General features: G+C 75.0%; 12 protein-coding genes. 6 read left to right on the forward strand and 6 right to left on the reverse strand.

The genetic code is table 11. From position 1 onward, the window contains the following. Positions 1-30 precede the first annotated feature (30 nt). The gene (locus ACFVFQ_RS30450; RefSeq protein ID WP_383422186.1) at positions 31-1695 is read right to left on the reverse strand and encodes a peptidoglycan DD-metalloendopeptidase family protein; all 1665 of its coding nucleotides are present in this window, start codon (positions 1693-1695) and stop codon (positions 31-33) included. 326 nt (positions 1696-2021) lie between these two features. After that, positions 2022-2828 (reverse strand): esterase/lipase family protein, encoded by an 807-nt coding sequence (locus ACFVFQ_RS30455; RefSeq protein WP_383422188.1) that lies wholly within the window; start codon positions 2826-2828, stop codon positions 2022-2024. 363 nt (positions 2829-3191) lie between these two features. Between ACFVFQ_RS30455 and ACFVFQ_RS30460 the strand changes: the two genes are divergently transcribed. Beyond that, entirely contained in the window at positions 3192-3650 is a 459-nt protein-coding gene (locus ACFVFQ_RS30460; RefSeq protein WP_383422190.1) for a cobalamin B12-binding domain-containing protein, read from the forward strand. Between the two features lie 245 nt (positions 3651-3895). Here the strand turns inward: ACFVFQ_RS30460 and ACFVFQ_RS30465 are convergent, their stop codons facing one another. Both ACFVFQ_RS30465 and ACFVFQ_RS30470 read right to left on the reverse strand, forming a co-directional pair. Then, a complete protein-coding gene (locus tag ACFVFQ_RS30465) occupies positions 3896-5599 on the reverse strand; it encodes a DUF5691 domain-containing protein (RefSeq protein WP_383422192.1) in 1704 nt (567 codons plus the stop codon). An 84-nt stretch (positions 5600-5683) separates the two neighbouring features. Then, positions 5684-7156, reverse strand: a complete 1473-nt coding sequence (locus ACFVFQ_RS30470) for an SWIM zinc finger family protein (RefSeq protein ID WP_383422193.1) — start codon at positions 7154-7156, stop codon at positions 5684-5686. A 224-nt stretch (positions 7157-7380) separates the two neighbouring features. Here ACFVFQ_RS30470 and ACFVFQ_RS30475 point away from each other — a divergent pair, with 224 nt between their 5' ends. From ACFVFQ_RS30475 to ACFVFQ_RS30495, 5 genes are all read left to right on the forward strand, one after another. Next, on the forward strand, positions 7381-8574 hold the full coding sequence (locus ACFVFQ_RS30475) for an AAA family ATPase (RefSeq protein WP_383422195.1): 1194 nt from the start codon (positions 7381-7383) through the stop codon (positions 8572-8574). Between the two features lie 41 nt (positions 8575-8615). Further along, positions 8616-11321: a DUF5682 family protein gene (locus ACFVFQ_RS30480; protein WP_383422240.1), complete on the forward strand. Its 2706-nt coding sequence runs from the start codon at positions 8616-8618 to the stop codon at positions 11319-11321. Beyond that, on the forward strand, positions 11318-12556 hold the full coding sequence (locus ACFVFQ_RS30485) for a VWA domain-containing protein (protein WP_383422197.1): 1239 nt from the start codon (positions 11318-11320) through the stop codon (positions 12554-12556). Before ACFVFQ_RS30480 ends, ACFVFQ_RS30485 begins: the two co-directional genes overlap by 4 nt. Before the next feature lie 145 nt (positions 12557-12701). Further along, on the forward strand, positions 12702-13589 hold the full coding sequence (locus ACFVFQ_RS30490; RefSeq protein ID WP_383422199.1) for a hypothetical protein: 888 nt from the start codon (positions 12702-12704) through the stop codon (positions 13587-13589). Between the two features lie 92 nt (positions 13590-13681). Further along, positions 13682-14848, forward strand: coding sequence for a hypothetical protein (locus tag ACFVFQ_RS30495; protein WP_383422201.1), 1167 nt, complete (start codon positions 13682-13684; stop codon positions 14846-14848). Between the two features lie 420 nt (positions 14849-15268). On the opposite strand, the gene ACFVFQ_RS30500 is transcribed toward ACFVFQ_RS30495, so the two are convergent. Together ACFVFQ_RS30500 and ACFVFQ_RS30505 are read right to left on the reverse strand one after the other, a co-directional pair. After that, entirely contained in the window at positions 15269-16369 is a 1101-nt protein-coding gene (locus ACFVFQ_RS30500; protein ID WP_383422203.1) for a peptidoglycan-binding protein, read from the reverse strand. Further along, positions 16369-18102, reverse strand: coding sequence for a DUF6519 domain-containing protein (locus ACFVFQ_RS30505; RefSeq protein ID WP_383422205.1), 1734 nt, complete (start codon positions 18100-18102; stop codon positions 16369-16371). Before ACFVFQ_RS30505 ends, ACFVFQ_RS30500 begins: the two co-directional genes overlap by 1 nt. Positions 18103-18169: the final 67 nt, after the last annotated feature.

Below are 18169 nucleotides of genomic sequence, written 5' to 3' on the forward strand. Positions count from 1 at the left end.
GCCCCGAAGTGTCCGATGGCTTCCGGCCGTTCAGTTCGGGTTGAGGCCGTGGGCGCGCAGCCACGGGAGCGGGTCGACGGCCGCGCCGCCGGCCGGCCGGACCTCGAAGTGCAGGTGCGGGCCGGTGGAGTTGCCGGAGCTGCCGGAGTAGGCGATGGTGTCGCCGGCCTTGACCTTTCCGGAGCGGATCTTGGTGCTGCTGAGGTGGCAGTACCAGGTCTCGGTGCCGTCCGGTGCGGTCAGGATCGCCATGTTGCCGTAGGCGGAGTTCCACTTGGTCTGCATGGTGCCGTCGGTCGCCGCCATGACGGGGGTGCCGTAACTGACCGGGAAGTCGATGCCGGTGTGCACCGACATCCAGTTCACCCCGGCCTGACCGAAGAGCGCGCTCAGCCCGTGTTGGGTGACCGGCAGCACGAACTTGGGGCGCTGCGCCTCCTTGCGGGCCGCCTCCGCCTCCTTGCGCTTGCGCTCCTGCGCCTGCCGCTCCTTGAGGTCCAGCCGCTCCTGGGTGCGGCTGGCCCGCTCGCGGAAGTCCTGGGCGCTGGCGCTGAGTCCGGCGAGTTGGTTGTCCAACTTCTTGTTGGCCGCGGTGGTCCGCGTCGTGGTGCTGGCGTCCGGCGCGGCCTGGGTGGTCGCCTCGTCCTTGGACTCCCCGCCGAACTGGCTGACCGAGGCCGCGGCCGCCGCGCAGACGCCCATTGCGGCCACGGACGGCACCGCGACGGTCAGCAGCGCCGATCGCTTGGCCTGGCGGCGCCGGCCGCGGCCGCTGCCACGGGGCGTCCGGCTCGCCGCGGGAGCGCTGCCGTGCCGACCGGAGGCGGGGGCTTCCGGGGAATCCGGGGAACTCGGGGCGTCCGGGATGGCGGTGACGGGCATCGCCTGCGTCATCGCCTCGGCGATCGACGCCTCGTCCGGCGCGGGGGCGTCGACGTCGACGCCGCCCCTGTCGGCGAACTCCGCGAGCGGCTGGTCCCAGACGACGGTGTCCTCGGCGGGCGGGCCGGCCTGGGCCGGGATGCCGGGGGTCGGGTCGTGCGGGCGGGCGCCCAGGTCGGCGTAGTCCGCGGTCGACCAGACCGCGGTGGCCTCGTAGCCGATCGGCTCCTGCACGGCGGTGGCGGCGGCCGCGAACGAGGCGGTGTCATAGGCCGCGTTGTCGTGGGCCGCGGAGTCGTAGGCGGTGCCGCCGTACGCGCCGGTGTCGTAGCCGGATTCGGGGTAACTGCCGGTGTGGTAGCCGTCGGTGAGGACATCGCCGGTGCCATACGGGGCGGTGTCGTACGCCGTGCCGTCGAAGCCGCCGGCTGGGTAGTCGACGGTGTCGTAGGCGGCGCCGCTGCCGTGGGCCGTCACGTCGTGGCCGCCGGGGTAGCCGTAGGCGGCGGTGTCGTACCCGGTGGCGTACCCGGCCACGCCGTCGGTGCCGTAGCCGGTGGTGTCGTAGCCGGCGTGGGGGTACGGGTCGTAGCCGGTGCTGCCGTAGGCGCCGGGGTCGTAGACGGTTCCCGCGTAACTGCCGTTCGGGTAGGCGCCGGTGAGGTGCCCGGCCGGGTCGTAGGCGCCCATGCCGTAGGCGTCGGGGTGCGAACCGAAGAGGGGGTCACCATCGCCGTACGCCGACTGTGCATGGGAGGCGTCGGAAGCGGGGGCGTGAGGAAGCTGAGCCCCTGAAGGGTGACGGTTGTCCACCAACTTCTCTTTCGCCTCGGCTGCAGGAGAATTAGCGGCGACTGTACCCGGCGGTACACGACGGCCACAATCTTCCCGAAGTTTCGGGCTCGGCGGGGCCGGGCATTTGGCCGCCTTCCGGCGGCGCGCATGCGCGTTCTTGGCGACCCGTTCGACGGTCGTTCGACGCTGCGGCCGAAAGACGGCCGGCGCGGGGCGGCCGGGCGCCGGCGGGTTGCTGGACTGCGCCGTCGGCGACGCGGTCGAGCGCGTCACCGGCGTTGACCACGCCGGCCAGTGAACTGGCTGCGCTGGTCGCCGAGTCAGGCCCGCCGAGATCGCGTCGCTCAGGCCACCGATATCGCGTCCGAATCCGGCCGGGCGGCCGCCGAGGCGGTCAGCGCCTCCCGAATCCCGGCCGCCACCGTCGCGTTGACCGGCAGCGCGAGGTGCCCGACGCCGTCGACCCGGACGTTCTCGGCCCGCAGGTCCGGGTGGGCGATCCGGGCCGTGGTGGCCGGCACCATCACCTGGTCCGCCTCGCTCCAGAACGCCACGCAACGCGTCCGACAGCGCGGCGCCGGAAGCGCCAACTCCGCTATCACTTCGGAGTCCGGGCGCATCTGCCGGACGATCGGGTGCGCCGACATCAGGGGCGCGACGCGGGTGCCGGAGTGCGGGGTGCCGAGCGTGATCAGCGTGCGGACGCGGGCGTCGCCGCCGCGCCGCTGCACGTAATAGCGGGCGACCAGGCCGCCGAGGCTGTGGCCGACGATGTCCACCCGACGGTGGCCGGTCCGGGCGCAGAACTCCTCGACGTGGCGGCCCAACAGCTCGGCGGCGCCGCGCAGATCGCAGGTCAGCGGGGAGTAGTTGAGCGCCTCGACGTGGCGCCAGCCGTGGCGGTGCAGGGAGCGGCGCAACAGGACGAAGACCGAGCGGTTGTCGACGAAGCCGTGGAGCAGCAGGACCGGCGGGTGGGCGCGGCCCTCGGTGGGCAGCCGGGCCGCGGACCCGGTCGCCGACGGCGCGGGCAGCGGGCGTTCTTGGGTGATACCGGTCGGATAGAGGATCAAGTGGGCAGCGAGCACCGCCGCGTCCACCAGTGTGGCGCGGAGCGAAGCGGTGGTGGAGAGAACAGTCAGGGCCCCCATGGCCGACCTCCCGAACGGCACGCGGCAGGCGGCGATGACCCCCGAATGCCCTTGGGGGAAGCCGCGCGCGGCGATGGCAAGGCGGTGGGGCCGGGCGTGCTGGCCCGGCTGCGGCTCCCCGGGCGCCCGATCCGCGCATGCCTCGCCGGCCGTCCCTGGCGGCGGTGCGACACGCGGAACGCGGCGCGTAACGAATGTGTCCCGTGTGTGATTTCCCCCTCGCCCGATGTCACGAAACGGCTGGGTACGGGATGCTGTAGATAACGTTCGTTCACGCTCGCGGCCGCCGGAACGCGGTGGCGCGACCGAATGTCGGCTCGGCGGCACCGCCCTGGCGGTGCCGCGCATGTCTTGGAGGCAGTGATGAGTGTGGCGCGGCAAGACGGGGCGCAGGCGGAGGCCCAGGGCGCGGCGGAACGGTCGGGGCCGATCCGGGTCGTCGTCGCCAAGCCGGGGCTGGACGGGCACGACCGGGGGGCCAAGGTCATCGCCCGGGCGCTGCGGGACGCCGGTATGGAGGTGATCTACACCGGGCTGCACCAGACGCCGGAGCAGATCGTGGACACCGCCATCCAGGAGGACGCCGATGCGATCGGGCTGTCCATCCTCTCGGGTGCGCACAACACCCTCTTCGCGAAGGTGTTGGCCCTGCTGGCGGAGCGGGACGCGGCGGACATCAAGGTCTTCGGCGGCGGCATCATCCCGGAGGCGGACATCGCCCCGCTGAAGGAGCAGGGCGTCGCGGAGATCTTCACGCCGGGCGCGACCACCGCCTCGATCGTGGAGTGGGTCACGGCGAACGTCCGCCCGTTGGCGGTGTGAGCCGGCCGGGTTGGGGGACGCGTACGCGCTGGACGGGCCGTACGTGCCGGGTGGTCCGTACGCGCTGGATGGCCTGTCTGCGCCGGGCGGCCCGTGGGCCTCGGGCGCTTCGTACGCAGCGGCTGGGCGGTACGCAGTGGCCGGTCCGTACGCCGTGGAGGGGGCCGATTGCGGGCGTGGGCCCGGGCGTTGGCGGAATCGGGCCGGCGCGCTCCGGTGACGGAAGGCGAGGGTGGCCGCGGGGGTCATGACGGCTCTCCGGAGAGTTCGGCGTGCATGGTGGCGCGCAGCCGGAGGGTGCCCACCAGCCGTTGGAACGCCTCGGCCCAGTAGCCGACGGAGCCCGGGGAGGCGCCCTCCGGCTCGTCCGTGAGCGCCGTGAGCATCTCCAACCGGTCGGCCGCCGCCGGGTCCAGACAGCGCTCGGCCAGGCCCATCACCCCGCTGAAGCTCCATGGGTAACTCCCCGCGTCCCGGGCGATGTCCAGCGCGTCGACCACCGCCCGACCCAGCGGCTCGCTCCACGGGACCGCACAGACGCCCAGCATCCGGAAGGCGTCCGCGAGGCCGTGTACGGCGATGAACTCGGCGACCCACCGCGCCCGTTCGTCCCCCGGGAGCACCGTCAGCAGCTTCGTCAGGTCCCGGGAGGAGCCGGCCGGCGCCAGCTCGGCGGCGGCCTGCCCGGGATCGCCGGGCGCGCCCAGCAGCGCCCGCGCCCAGCCGGCGTGCCGCTGACGGACCGCGGCGCGGCACCAGGCGTCATGCAGCTCCGTCCGCCAGTCGCCGGCGACCGGGAGCGCGACGATCTCCGCCGGGGTGCGGCCGCCGAGGTGGGCGGTCCAGCGCTCCAACGGGGTCGCCTCCACCAACTGCCCCAGCCACCAGGCACGTTCCCCTCTTCCGGAGGGCGGCTGACGGGTGACGCCGTCCCGCTCCATCCCGGCGTCGCAGGTCCGCGGCGGATCGACGGCCAGGACCTCGGCGGTGGTCGGGGCCCCGGCAGCCGGGCGGGACGGTCGGACGCAGGTCAGGCTGCGCTCGGCCATCCGGGCCGCGAGCGCGGAGCCGGGCAGCGCGGAGAGCAGCTCCGCGGCGATCGCGCGGACGTTGCGGCTGCGGTCGGACAACGCCTGTTCCAGGAACGGCTCGTCGGCCGCGGTGAGGGCCTCGCCCAGGGAGTCGAGGAACATCAGGCGGTCCTCGGCGCGCTCGCTCGCCCAGGTGGTGGCGAGCAGCTCCCGGCCGGCTGTCGGGTCGCGGCGGCGCAGTGCGGTCAGCAGCGCCACCCGCTCCGCGAACAAGCCCTCCTCCCACAGCCGTTGGACCGCCTCCGGGGTGTCGGCCCCGGGGAGGGACAGTGCGCCACCGATGCCGCGGAGCGCGAACCGCCAGGCGTCGTTGAGACGGGCCAGCCACAGGCCCCGGGGGCCCGCCAGGGCGAGCGCGGCGGGTCGTAGGTCCGTCCGGGCCCGGGCGGCGTCCAACAGGGCGGGCAGCAGCGCCTCGGGGGCGCGGTAGCCGTGCTCGCCCGCGGCGGCCAACCACTGGGGCAGCAGCTCGGTGACGTCCGGGTCCGTGCCGCGCCGGCCTCCGGAGCCGGGGCCCCGGTCGGCGAGCAGGAACGCCAACCGGCGGCGCGCGGCCGGCGGCAGCGGTGGGCGCGGGTCGGCGGGCGCCGGTGCGAGCCGATCGCCGGCCGGAGCGGGACGCAGGGCGGCGCGCCGCCGCACCGTGCTCGTCGCCGCCGCGTCCAACAACGCGGCCGCGGCGCTCTGTCCGGCCCGAACGGCCACCGGTGGGGTGCGCCGCTCGGTCCCCAGCAGCGCGGCACCCACCAGATCGGACCACGGGGCGGGGAGGGGAGCTGGGGTTGGGGGTGGACAGGGGGGTGAAGTGGGTGAGGGTGGGGGCGGGGGCGCGTTGGGGGAGAGGGGTGCGGTGGGCATGTGGTGCCTCCGGATGGGGAGTTGGGGTGCCTGGGTGTGGGTGTGACGTGTGGAGGTGGGGTGGGGGATCGCCGGGCGGGCTGGTCAGGCGGGCAGCGGTACCGGGGTCGGGTCCCAGGCCGTCAGGGGAAGGAAGCCGCGGTGGCCGCATGCGCCGAAGACCGTGAGCGGCGCGCCGCCCGATATGGACACCAGCTGCCACAGGGCGGTGCGGCCCAGTCCGCGCGGGTCCAGGGGCAGGGCGGATTCGCCGTCGGCGTCGGCCAGTTGCCAGCCTTCGCCGTCCCCGGCCGGTAGCGGGACGACGTCGGTGAGTACCACCGGCCAGGCGTCCAGCCAGGGGTCGTCGCGCAGCGCGTGCCCGTACGCGGCCAGGGCGGCGTCGACGCCACAGCCGGACGGGACCGGGCCCGGCGCCGCGGGGGCGTGCCGCTCACCGAGGGCGGCGCGCAGCGGGCGGGCGCCCGGATAGTAGGCCAGGTCGGCGTCGAGCAGCAGGCCGGGCGGCAGGGTCACGTCCAACGGGCGGTGCGGGCCGCCGAAGGAGAGGTGCAGCGCCATCCGGCCGGTCCGCTCGCCGCGGAGGAAGATGCGCCGGCTGGTCAACGGGCCCTCCTGGCCGTCATGTTGGGCCAATACGAGCCAGCGGTCCCGGACCGTCACCGTATCCGGGGCGGCGAGCACGTCCGCGGCGTCCGTGGTCAGCCCGACGCGGGACCGGACCGTCGCCGCGAGTGGGGCCGGCAGCCGCTCCATGCCCAGGAAGCCCTGGTCGAGGAGGTGCAGCAGGGCGCACTCCTCCAGGAGGCGGGACGGCCAGTCCGCTCCGGATGCGGGGATGGCTCCCAACTCCCGCACGCGGGCGGCGAGTCCGGGAGCCTGGGCGTCGACCATCCGGGCGGCGGTCTCGTCCCAGGAGTCGCGTCCGCTGGACGTACCGTCCTCGCGCGCGGTGCTCCCGCCGCCGCGACCGGCCGTGGTGAGGCCGGAGCGCAACAGATCCTCCAACCGCCGCTCCAACTCGGTGGCCCCGGCGGCGATGCGCTGCCGGCGGCGCTCCGCCCGCTGCCTGGCGGCCTCCGAGGCCGCCGGTGTGCGGGACGGGGCGCCGCCCTTCGCGGCGCCCGCCGGCCGCCCGGCTCGGCCGGGCCGCTGCCGCCGGGCCGTGAGCCACTCCGCCGCCCACGGCGGGGGGTCCTCGCCCCCGGCTTCGGCAGCGGGGGCGGATCCGGCCCAGCGGAGCAGCAGTCCCAGCGCGTGCTTGCAGGGGGTCTTCCGGCTCGGGCAACTGCAGTGGAATGCCGGCCCGTTGGGGTCGATGAGGTCTATGGCCGTTCGGTAGGGGGTGGCGCCGCCGCCCTCGCGCTCTCCCCACACCGCGCCCGCGTCTGCGCCCGCGTCTGCGCCCGCGTCCGTGCCCGCACTCGCGCCCGCAACCGTGCTCGTCTGCGTCCATCGGCCCGACGCCGCGAGCCGTTCGGCTGCCGTGCGCGAAGCCTCGTCAGGCGCCAGCGCGAGCACCTGGTCCGTCGTCCAGCGTTCCCCGTGCGCACTCATCTCCGACCCCCTGCGGATGTTCGTCGATCGCCGTCGACCTCCTGCGGATGTGCTGTCTTCGACGCTACGACCGACCACTGACAATGCCGGTCGGTCGACCCGAACTCCGCAGGTCAGAACGGGTTTTGGGGCGATTGTCAGTGGTCGGGTGCAGGCTTGGAATCGCAAGCGGTCGGCGGGATCGGCGTGAGCGCCGGCCGCGCATCGTGCGACGAGGGGGAGAGATGTCCGAGAACGGGATCACGACGGCAGGCGAAGCGGCACGCGGCGCGCTGGGCGATGTGCGCGACGCGTCGGACGAAGCGCGTGCGGCGGTGGGCGGCGCGGGCGGCGAGGTGGGGGAAGCGCTGCGGCCACACGCCGAAGTCGCCTTCGCAAAGGAGCTGTCGGCGCTCGCGGCGGCCGACGACCGGACCCGGCCGGAGCGTTGGCGGCTCTCGCCGTGGGCGGTCGCGACGTATCTGCTCGGCGGCACGCTCGCCGACGGCACGTTCATCACACCCAAGTACGTCGGCCCGCGACGGATCGTCGAGGTCGCGGTCACCACCCTCGCCACCGATCGCGCACTGCTGCTCCTCGGCGTGCCCGGCACCGCCAAGACCTGGGTGTCGGAGCATCTGGCGGCGGCGGTCAGCGGCGACTCCACTTTGCTGGTACAGGGCACCGCCGGCACCCCCGAAGAGGCCATCCGCTACGGCTGGAACTACGCCCAGCTGCTCGCCCACGGGCCCAGCCGGGACGCCCTGGTGCCCAGCCCCGTCATGCGGGCGATGACGCAGGGCATGACCGCGCGCGTCGAGGAGCTGACCCGGATCCCCGCCGACGTCCAGGACACCCTCATCACCCTCCTGTCGGAAAAGACCCTGCCGATACCGGAGTTGGGGCAGGAGGTGCAGGCCGTGCACGGTTTCAACCTGATCGCCACGGCCAACGACCGCGACCGCGGGGTCAACGACCTCTCCAGCGCGCTGCGCCGCCGCTTCAACACCGTCGTGCTGCCGCTGCCCGCCAGCGCGGACGACGAGGTGGACATCGTCGCGCGACGGGTCGAGCAGATCGGCCGCTCGCTCCGCCTCCCGCCCGCCCCCGAGGGGATGGACGAGATCCGGCGGGTGGTGACGGTCTTCCGCGAGCTGCGCGAAGGCGTCTCGGCCGACGGCCGCACCAAGATCAAGTCCCCGTCCGGGACGCTCTCCACGGCCGAGGCCATCTCGGTCGTCACCAACGGACTGGCGCTGGCCGCCCACTTCGGGGACGGCGTGCTGCGCCCCGGGGACATGGCGGCCGGCATCCTCGGCGCGGTGGTCCGCGATCCGGCCGCGGACCGCGTCGTCTGGCAGGAGTACCTGGAGACCGTGGTGCGCGAGCGCGACGGCTGGAAGGACTTCTACCGCGCCTGCCGGGAGGTGAGCGCATGACCAGCGAGAGGGGGAGCGGGACCGGGAGCGGGGGCGGTCGGATGGCCGGGGACGGGGCCGAGCCGGTGGTGCTCGGGGTGCGGCACCACGGCCCCGGTTCGGCGCGGGCGGTGCGGGCCGCGCTGGAACAGTGCGCGCCCCGCGCGGTGTTGATCGAGGGGCCTTTGGAGGCGGACGACCTGGTGCCGTTCGCCGCCCGAGCAGAGATGCGGCCGCCGGTCGCGCTGCTCGCGCACGCGGTGGACGACCCCGGGCGGGCGGCGTTCTGGCCGCTGGCCGCCTTCTCCCCGGAGTGGGTGGCCTTGCAGTGGGCCCTGGAACACGAGGTTCCGGTGCGCTTCATCGACCTCCCGGCGGCGCACGCCCTGGCCGTGGCGGACGAGGAAGAAGGAGGGGGAGGGGAGGCGGGGAAGGCGGGTGCCCCGGGGAGCGCGGGCGGCTCGGACGCCGCGACGGCCGAGGTGTTGCGGTGGGATCCCCTCCGGGCGCTCGCCGAGGTCGCCGGGCACGACGATCCCGAGCGCTGGTGGGAGGACGTGGTCGAGCACCGCGGGGCGCACGGGCCGGGGGCGGACGCGCTGGCTCCGTTCGCCGCGCTCGCCGAGGCCATGACGGAGCTGCGCGCCGCATACGGCGACGGCGGGCACCGCCACGATCTGGTGCGGGAGGCCCAGATGCGGCTCCGACTGCGGGCCGCGCGGCGGGAGTTCGGCGATCCCGTAGCGGTGGTGTGCGGGGCCTGGCACGTGCCCGCACTGGCCCCGCGGCCGCGCTCGGGCGATCGGCGGCCCCGCCCCACGGTGGCCGCCGACCGGCAGCTCCTCAAGGGCCTGCCGAAGGTGAAAACGGCGGTGACCTGGGTCCCGTGGACCCACCGCCGGCTGTCCCGACGCAGCGGCTATGGCGCCGGGATCGCCTCCCCCGGCTGGTACGGGCACCTCTTCGAGGCCCCGGACCGCCCCGTGGAGCGCTGGCTGACCAGGGTCGCCCGGCTGCTGCGCGAGGAGGACTACGCCGTCTCGTCGGCCCACGTCATCGAGGCGGTGCGGCTCGCCGAGGGGCTCGCGGCGGTCCGCGGTCGCCCGTTGGCCGGGCTCGCCGAACTGGACGACGCGGTGCGGGCCGTGATGGGCAACGGCTCCGACGCACCCTCCGCGCTGATCCACGACCGGCTGGTGGTCGGCGACGTGCTGGGCCAGGTGCCCGAGGACGCCCCGGCCGTGCCGCTCCAGCGGGACCTCGCCCGCTGCCAGCGCACCCTCCGACTCAAACCCGAGCCGGCGGAACGGGAGTTGGAGCTCGACCTCCGCAAGGAGACCGACGCCGGCCGCAGCCGACTGCTGCACCGCCTGCGGCTGCTCGGCGTCCCCTGGGGCGAGCCCACCCGCTCCCGGGGCAGCACCGGCACCTTTCGGGAGACCTGGCGGCTGCGTTGGGAGCCGGAGCTGTCGGTACGGGTCGCGGAGGCCGGCGTATGGGGCACCACGGTGCTCGCGGCCGCCACCGCCAAGGCCGCCGCGGACGCCCCGGGGGCCACCGCCCTCGCCGAGATCACCGCGCTCGCCGAGCGCTGTCTGCTCGCCGAACTGCCCGAGGCACTCACGGTGGTGATGCGGGTGCTGGCCGACCGCGCGGCCCTCGACGCGGACGTCGGCCACCTCGCCCAGGCCCTGCCCGCCCTGGTGCGGTCGGTGCGCTACGGGGACGTCCGCGGCACCGACGCGGCGGTGCTCCGCGAGGTGGCGCTGGGGCTGGCCGACCGGGTCTTCGTCGGCCTGCCCCCGGCCTGCGCGGGCCTGGACGCGGACGGCGCGTCCGAGATGCGCGGCCACCTGGACGCCACCCACCGGGCCGTCGGCCTCCTCGGACAGATGGCGGAGTTGCCGGGGATGCCAGAGATGCCGGAGGTGCTGGAGGCGTCACAGGTGTCGGCGAGGGCGGATATGGCAGGCGTGGCGGATGTGGCGGAGACCGCGCCGGCAGCGGGAGTTGCGGAGGTGGGGCAGGCGGGAGCGCCATCGGCCTCGATGTCCGGTACGACCCCCGTGGTGGCGCTCCTGCGGGAGCGTTGGACCGCCGTGCTCCGGTTGCTCGCCGAGCGGGACGCCGTCCCCGGGCTGCTCCGTGGGCGGGCCACCCGGCTCCTGCTGGACGACGGCCGGCTGCCCGACGACGGTGCGGAGCGGCTGATGGCGCTCGCCCTCTCGCCCGGCGCCCCGCCCGCCGATGCCGCGGGATGGATCGAGGGCTTCGTCGGCGGCCCGGACGGGGGTCTGCTGCTGGTCCACGACGCACGGTTGTTGGCGCTGGTCGACGGCTGGCTGACGGGCGTGCCGGACGGCGCGTTCAGCCACGTACTGCCGCTGCTGCGGCGCACGTTCGCGGAGTACGACACCGGGGTCCGGCGCAGCCTGGGCGAGTTGGTCCGCCGAGGTCCGTCCGACGGCCCTTGCCACCCGGCGGTCGGCCCGGAGGACGCGGCGGCGCCCGGCTTCGGGCCCGGCCTGGATCGCGACCGCGCCGCCGCCGTCCTCCCGACCCTCCGACTCCTGCTGGCCATACCCCAACCCGGCGCGGCGGACGAGGACATGGACGGCGGCTTGGGAGCAGAGGCGGTCACGGCTGAGGGGCGGGGCGACGCGGACACCGGCAATCACTCCGACACCGGCGCTCGCACAGGCGCCAGCGAAGACACCGGCACACGCGGGCCACGACAGCCCAACGACCTGACGGGGGCGGGAAGATGACCATCGAGACGGGCCGGGAGACAGCCCGGGAGACGGGCTGGGATTCGGGCCGGGATGCAGATCAGGAAGTCGAGCGGCTGCGGCGCTGGCGGCTGGTGTTGGGCGACGCCGGCGCGGACGGTACCGGCTGTGCGCTGCGCGGTGCGGACGCCGCGAGGGACGGGGCGTTGGAGGCGCTCTACGGACAGCGGCCGCAACCGCGGTCGGGCCGCGGGGTGCGCGAGGGTGGCGGGGCGCGGGCGGCCGGGCTCGGCGCGTCGGCGCCCCAAGTGGCCCGCTGGCTGGGCGACATCCGCCGGTACTTCCCGTCCGCCGTGGTGCAGATGATGCAGCGGGACGCCATCGACCGCCTGGGGCTGTCCACCCTGCTGGTGGAGCCGGAGATGCTGGAGGCCGTCGAGGCCGACGTCCACCTGGTCGGCACCCTGCTCACGCTGAACAAGGTGATGCCCGAAACCACCAAGGAGACGGCACGGGCCGTCGTCCGCAAGGTCGTTGGGCAGTTGGAGGAGCGCCTGGCCACCCGCGCCAGGGCCACGCTCGGCGGGGCCCTGGACCGCGCCGCGCGGATCGCCCGGCCCCGGCACCGCGCCATCGACTGGGACCGCACCATCCGGGCCAACCTCAAGCACTACCTCCCGGAGCACCGCACCGTCGTCCCCGAGCGGCTGATCGGATACGGGCGCGCCGCCCGGTCGGTGCGGAAGGAGGTGGTGCTCTGCATCGACCAGTCCGGTTCGATGGCGGCGTCGGTGGTGTTCGCCTCGGTGTTCGGGGCCGTACTGGCCTCGATGCGGGCGATCGACACCCGGCTGGTCGTCTTCGACACCGCGGTGGTGGACCTGACGGACCATCTGGACGACCCGGTCGAGGTGCTGTTCGGGACCCAACTCGGCGGCGGTACGGACATCAACCGGGCGCTGGCGTACTGCCAGTCGCGGATCCACCGCCCCGCCGACACCGTCGTCGTCCTCATCAGCGACCTCTACGAGGGCGGTATCCGCGACGAGATGCTCAGACGGGTCGCCGCGATGAAGGCGTCCGGGGTGGAGTTCGTGACCCTGCTCGCGCTCTCCGACGAGGGCGCGCCCGCCTACGACCGGGAGCATGCGGCGGCCCTGGCGGCCCTGGGGGCACCGGCGTTCGCCTGTACACCGGACCACTTTCCGGAGGTGATGGCGGCCGCACTGGAGAAAAGGCCGCTGCCCATACCGGACATGGCGGAGCAACGGTGACAGGACGGTGACAGAAAGTCCGGGGGGACTTGCGTGGCACCTGGCGGGTCATGCAAGGATCAGGGCATCACTCGATCACCCGTGACGGGTGCGACACCGAGGCATTGTGCGCGGCTGTCCCCGTCCACTTGGGAAGGTCCCCTCCTTGTCCGCTGTGTTCGTCTTGCCTGCCGCCGTGCGCCTGCCGCGCACCGTGGCCGTGCGGCGCGCACTGCTGGCGGGGCTCTTCCTGATCGGCTTCGTCCTCCTCGGCGTCGCCTTCGGCACCGGCGCGCACGCCGCCGACCGGACGCCCACTGACCGCCACCCGGCCGCGCCGGCCCTGACCGGGGCCCAGGTCCCGGGCGGCGTCGACGCACCGCGGCACACCGGCCGACTGCCGGAGTCCGGGGCCGCGTTGGCGCACCAGGGGGCCGTCGAGGGCGCCGGGATCGCCGGCCATGCGGACGCCGCGGCGACCGCGGTCGAGGGCGCGGTGCGCCCCGCTGAGCGGGCCACCGCACCCGTCACCGGTCGGATCACCGGCCCGGTGGACGCCGGGATCACCGGCGTGGTCAGAGAGATCGGCGGGATCGGCCGCACGGTCGGCAACACGCTGCCCGTTCAGCTGCCGATCGGCACCCAGCCGGGGCGACCCGGCGACGGCGGCACGCCCGTGCACGGCGGGGCGCCCGGTGGCACCCCGGCCGGTCCGGGCACCTCGGCCACCGCCAACGGCCCGGCCGCGCCGCACCTGATCCGGCCCGCGCACTGCGATGCCGCATCGCACCACCCGGCCGCCGCTCGGCCCCACCCCGCCGCCTCCGGGCAGCGGGACGCCGGCCACCACGGCCTGCCGGACCAGGGGCCGCAGGGCCCGGTCGCACCGCCCGCGCACACCGCGGGTGGTGGCCACGGTCCCCGTGGCGGAGACCAGCACGCCGCTGCACCGGCCAACTCCCCGCGCTTCGGGCTGCTGCCCGGTGGCGTCCGTGCGGCCGACGGCGCTCCGACGCGCCATCGGGCCGACGAAATCCTCGAATTCCCCGGCTAGGGCAGACCGCTTCCGCGTCTGAAAAGACCTGCCGCGCGGGGGCGGCACAGGTCTGCCCGCTGAACTTTTCGAATTCGAAGGACATTGCCACCATGCGTTCCAACATCCGCCGTTCCATCGCCGTCGCCGCCACCGCCACCGGCCTGTGGGCCCTGGGCTCCGTAGCCGCCAACGCCGCCGAGCTGCCCGCCACCCCGGACCTGCCCGCCGTCGGCACGGTCACCGGTGCCGCCCAGCACCTGCCCACCGGTGCCGTCACCGGCACCGTCCAGAAGGCCGTCGGCACGGCCCAGAACGCGGCCGGCACCGTCACCAAGACCGCGGGCGGCGTGGCCGGCAAGGCGACCGGCGTCCTCGGCGGCGGCGTCTCGGCCAACGAACTGCCCACCGGCCAGCTCCCCGTCGGCCAGCTCCCGCAGTCCGGCGGCCTGGTGGACGGCGTGCAGCGGCTCGTCGGCGGCGCCGGCCTGTCCGGCCTGCACACCGGTGACGTGCAGAAGGCCGTCGACACCAAGCAGGCCACCAAGGCCGTGAAGCAGGTCACCAAGGTCGCCAAGAAGGCCGACCTGGGCCGCGCCGGCAAGCTGGTCAACGGCGGGCTGCCCACCCTGCCGAAGCTGCCCGCCGTCCCGGGCGTCCCCGCCGCCAAGCTGCCGGGCGGTCTGCCCGAGGGCCTGCCCGGCGTTCCGGCGCTGCCCAAGGTCCCGGGTCTGCCCAAGGCCCCGGGTTCGGCCGACAACCTGCTGGCCGGTCTCGCCGGTGCGGGTCTGCGTCCCGAGCAGCTGACCAAGCAGGCCCAGGGCGGCCTGGCCACCGTGCGGCCGGTCGTCGACCGCGCCGCCGGTGACGTGCTGCCGCCGGTCGCCGGCCGGGTCGTCGGCAAGGTCCTGCCGGTCGCCCAGGGCGCGGTCGGCAACGTCGGCGCGCTCGCCGGTGACGTCGCGGGCCAGGCCACCCCGTTCGCGGCCCTCGTCGGCGGCCACGTCCAGGTGTTCGTGCAGAACGCGCAGGGCGAGGCGCTGCCGTTCGCGCAGGGCGTCGCCGGGCAGGCCACCGCGCTCGCGCAGGGCGTGGGCGGCGACGCGGTGCCGTTCGCGCAGGGCACCGTATCCGTCGTGGTGACGGACGGCAAGGCCACCGTGACCGAGGCGGTCGCCGGCGCCAAGGGCCTGGCCCCGGCCGTGCCCGCCAACCTGGCCGACCTGACCAACGCCGCCAACGTCCCGGCGGTGCCCGCCCTTCCCGTGCGGGGTCTGTGAACCGTCCGGCTCTCAGCGCGGTGCGCACCCGTTGGCCGGCCGCGGCGGCGGCCGGTCAACGGGGCGCCCGGGAAGCCGGATGAGGCGGACGGGGTGATGTGGGGATCGCCCCGAACCGCCCGCTAAAAACGTCGGGTGGTCCTCTGTGGGGGAGGGCCACCCGGCTTTTTGCGTTGGGGGGTTGGGCGGTAGGGGTGGGGCGTGGGGTACGGGGCCTTGGTTGGGGAGCGGATTCCCTAGGTGGGGAGGGGAACGGATTCCCTAGGGGACGCGTGGGCCCCCTGCGGAGGCACAACGCGGCCGGGCGGGGCGGGTATTCCCGTCAAGGCCGAGGCGACTGCCCCGCTCTCGCCCCCGCCCCCTCCGCCGGTCTCGACCGGAATCAACGAGGAACAGAGGAGCAGCCACGCTCTGCCGATCTCAACCCGACGGGCGGGACTGGGCGTTGGGGACCCGGAGGCGGTCCCAGGTGACGCGGCCGGGGATGCCGTCGGCGTCCTTGCCGTGGAAGCCCAGTTTGCGTTGCCAGGAGGCGTAGGACTTGCGGTGGGCCTCGTTCCAGTCCGGGGCCGGGCCGTGGCGGTAGTGGTCGCAGCCCTCGGCGATCAGTCGTTCGGCCATCGCCGCGATCACCGGGCCACCGGCCCCGGAGTGGAAGAACTCGCCGCCGGGGAAGGGCTCGTAGGGCGGGTGTTGGGGCATCGGGGGGACCGCCGACGGACGGCCTTCATCACCGACGTCACCGCGGCAAGCTCCACCAGCCCCACCGGCTCCAGCAGCCCTGTCAGCCTCACCACCAACGCCCTCGCCCCTGTCAGCCCTGTCAGCTCCGTCAGCGCCACCAGCTCCGGCCAGAGTCACCGAACCGTCCGGAGCCACCGACCCATCCGAAGTCGCGGCCGCCTGCGAAGTCACCGGCCCCTCCGGAGCCTTCGACAGGCGGGACTTGATGCGTTCGCGGAGGGTGTCCATGGGGAAGCCGTGCGGGTCGATCTTGCCCGGTTGCCATTCCAAGTGGCCGATCACCGAGCGCTCGCCCCAGCCGTGTGCCCGGCAGAGAGCGGCCGCGGCCTTCTCGATGGCCAGTAACTGGGGCTCGGGCCAAGGGTCCTGGCCATCGCCGAGGTTGATGCACTCGAAGCCGTAGAAGTGGCGGTTGCCGTCGGTGTCGGCGAGGCGGTCCTTGGGGAGCTCCTCCTCGTCGATGACGGCCTGGAGGACGAAGCGGTCGCCGAGGCCGGCGTGGTTGGCGCGGCCGTTGCCGACGAGGTGGACCTCGCCGGCCTTGTCGATCACGCCGTGGCAGAGCGGTCCCGGCAGGTCCGGGCGGCCGTCGTAACAGAGGTTCACCGAGGCGTCGGTGCCCTCGGTGGCGGTGTGGTGGACCACCACCCCGTTCACCGGGCCCCAGGCGCCCTTGGTGTTCCGGTTGTGCCGGCGCCAGTCGCCGACCTCGTGGAGGACCAGGCCCTCCGCGCGCAGGGCGGCGAGCAGTTGGCTGCCGGTCAGCGGGGTGGCCATCAGTCCATCACCCCCGTCTCGTCGACCCGCGCCTCGGCCTCCGCGGTGGTCTGCGAGCGGGGGCGGGCGGGGCCGGAGCCGGCGTCCGGGCCGGTCGACAGCGTGCCGAGGCCGCGGCCGCCGCCCCCGCCGCCCGAGGCGTCACCCGCGCCGGGAGCGCCGCTGCCGTCGAAGCCGCCCCCGGAGTCCCCGAAGCCTCCGGTGTCCGGTGACTCGGGCGCGTCCGTCGTGGCTGGGGCCGCGTCGCCCGTCGCCGGGATGGCGGTGGCCAACGGGCGGAACGCCAACCGCAGGTCGGGCACGGCCTGTTCGCCGTGGACCCAGGCCAGCGGCGCGTAGTGGACGGCGATGCCGGCGGGGTGCTGGAGCAGCGGGCGGCGCGCCGGGTCGGTGGGCCATTCGACCCCGCCGGTGGCGGTGCGGGCCGGGACCAGCCAGAAGTCGCCGGTGCGGTAGGTGCCGCCGGCCTCGAAGTACACCTCCAGGCCGTCCTCCAACGGCAGCCAGCCGCCCTCCTCGATCGGCAGCGCGCCGTGCCGGAGTCGGCCGGGCCGGTCGCCGCGGCGGACCGTCCGCCGGCTGGACTCCCGGCGTCCGGACGTCCCGCGGCCCGGCTCCTGGTGGTCCCAGCGGCGCAGGAACGGATGCAGCTCGGGCCGCCGGCCGACGCCCGGTGCCGGCTCGTCGGAGAGCCGCACCCGGCGGCCGGGCAGGTCGACCTCCTCCACCCGCAGCAGCGGCGCCGCCTCGCCCCGGCTGCTGTAGGCGGTGTCGACGAACTCGACCCAGTCGCCCACGTGGAGCGCGAGCTCGTCGTCGCCGCCCAGAGAGGCCAACTCGACCCAGGTGCCGTCGAGTTCGTCGACCGGGAAGGTGGGGGAGCCGTTCTCGCGGGACCACTTGAAGGTGGCGTCCTTGGCGGTGCCGCCCTCGTGGACCTCGATGCGGTAGAGCTGGTTCTCCGGACCGCGGTAACGGGCCTCGGGGGCGACCAGGCAGGGGTCGTCGTCGCCGTGGTCGGGGCGTTGGCTGCGGGCCGCCAGCCGGCAGGCCGGGGTGGCGGCCTTGCGGGCCCAGCGGTCGAAGGCGGTGCGGATGGCGTCGGCCGGCGGGTTGTCGCCGTCCAGCTCCAACTCGGCCGCGGGCAGCGGCAGCACCTGCCACACCACCTTGGTGCGGGCCGCGGTGTCCGGCAGTGCGGCGCCCAGCGCCACCTCGCGCAGCGCCGGGTCCTCGGCCGCGGTGACCAGCCGTTCCCACACCTTGAGGTAGACCAGGTAGGGGAATTGGGAGGGCAGGCGGTCGCCGGGGCGTTCGGGGTCGCGGAAGCCGTCGGGCTGGTTCCAGTACGTCCAGGTCTCGTCGGCGGCGGGGGTGGCCGGGGCGTCCGCCGGGTCGGGCTCGCCCTCCTTGTGGGCGGCGGTCGGCACCGGGGTGCCGGGCCGCGGGCGGGTGGCGTCGCAGAGGATGCCCTCCACGTAGTAGTGGCCGCCGCCGATGACCAGGTCGTCCAACTCGTGCGGGCCGCCCCGGAGATCGACCTTGAAGCCGGTGGCGCCGCGCGGGCCGCCGTGCGGGCCGATCAGGTCGGCGGCCAGGGTGCGGGAGTGGAAGAGCTGGATCGCGGTCTGCTCGTTGGCGTCGGCGTCCAGTTGGACCCGGCCCTGCTGCGCCACCACCGCGGAGTAGTGGCGCTCCGGCCGGTAGGTGATGCGGGAGAGGTCAGCGTGCATGGAAGGGGTCCCCCTCGGACGGAAGCTCGGACGGTCGGTGATGGGTGGTGGTGGGCGGTGGCGGCCA

The sequence above is a fragment of the Streptomyces sp. NPDC057743 genome, assembly GCF_042798755.1.
In the GTDB taxonomy this organism is placed as follows: domain Bacteria; phylum Actinomycetota; class Actinomycetes; order Streptomycetales; family Streptomycetaceae; genus Streptomyces.

Coding starts and splice junctions, on each gene's coding strand:
- ACFVFQ_RS30455 (WP_383422188.1), bottom strand. CDS start 2,828: ATGGGGGCCCTGACTGTTCTCTCCACCACCGCTTCGCTCCGCGCCACA.
- ACFVFQ_RS30460 (WP_383422190.1), top strand. CDS start 3,192: ATGAGTGTGGCGCGGCAAGACGGGGCGCAGGCGGAGGCCCAGGGCGCG.
- ACFVFQ_RS30465 (WP_383422192.1), bottom strand. CDS start 5,599: ATGCCCACCGCACCCCTCTCCCCCAACGCGCCCCCGCCCCCACCCTCA.
- ACFVFQ_RS30470 (WP_383422193.1), bottom strand. CDS start 7,156: ATGAGTGCGCACGGGGAACGCTGGACGACGGACCAGGTGCTCGCGCTG.
- ACFVFQ_RS30475 (WP_383422195.1), top strand. CDS start 7,381: ATGTCCGAGAACGGGATCACGACGGCAGGCGAAGCGGCACGCGGCGCG.
- ACFVFQ_RS30480 (WP_383422240.1), top strand. CDS start 8,616: ATGGCCGGGGACGGGGCCGAGCCGGTGGTGCTCGGGGTGCGGCACCAC.
- ACFVFQ_RS30485 (WP_383422197.1), top strand. CDS start 11,318: ATGACCATCGAGACGGGCCGGGAGACAGCCCGGGAGACGGGCTGGGAT.
- ACFVFQ_RS30495 (WP_383422201.1), top strand. CDS start 13,682: ATGCGTTCCAACATCCGCCGTTCCATCGCCGTCGCCGCCACCGCCACC.
- ACFVFQ_RS30500 (WP_383422203.1), bottom strand. CDS start 16,369: ATGGCCACCCCGCTGACCGGCAGCCAACTGCTCGCCGCCCTGCGCGCG.
- ACFVFQ_RS30505 (WP_383422205.1), bottom strand. CDS start 18,102: ATGCACGCTGACCTCTCCCGCATCACCTACCGGCCGGAGCGCCACTAC.